1 protein-coding gene is annotated in these 537 nt (G+C 65.2%); it reads right to left on the reverse strand.

Annotated features, from left to right (window positions below; genetic code table 11):
* Nucleotides 1–243 precede the first annotated feature (243 nt).
* A partial coding sequence (locus CKO25_RS20790) for a cupin domain-containing protein (RefSeq protein WP_200389843.1) occupies nt 244–537 on the reverse strand: 294 nt, incomplete at its 5' end.

A 537-nucleotide genomic window follows, 5' to 3' on the forward strand; every position in this document is an offset into this window, starting at 1 on the left:
GCTTGGACTCCGGCTTGGGCTCGGGCTTGGGCCTCAGGACCATCGGACTCTCCAGTAACTTGTGAAGAGTCCTTCATAACATCATGCTTTTAAATTTGGAACTGCTGATGTGCCCCGCGGAACGACCGCCCTAAGGCCGCCCAAGGTTTTGGAAGCGCTGTCCCTGGCCCGAGCGCCACCTAGTCGCGGCGAGGACGCCGCTCCCACGGCGGTACGCCGGCGCCTTAGGTCATGCGGCGGCCGTCAGCAGCCTTCACCCGGCGTGCGGTTGTAGACGTCCTCGAAGCGCACGATGTCGTCCTCGCCCAAATAGCCACCGGATTGGACCTCGATGATCTCCAACGGGACCTTGCCCGGGTTCTCCAGGCGGTGGGTGGCGCCCACCGGGATGTAGGTGGACTGGTTCTCGGCGAGGAGGAAGGTGCGCTCGTCGCAGGTCACCCGGGCGGTGCCGGAGACGACGATCCAGTGCTCGGCGCGGTGGTGGTGCATCTGCAGTGACAGGGACTCGCCGGGGCTGACGGTGAGGCGCTTCAC

It is taken from the genome of Thiocapsa imhoffii, assembly GCF_016583985.1.
GTDB classification, from domain to species: domain Bacteria; phylum Pseudomonadota; class Gammaproteobacteria; order Chromatiales; family Chromatiaceae; genus Thiocapsa; species Thiocapsa imhoffii.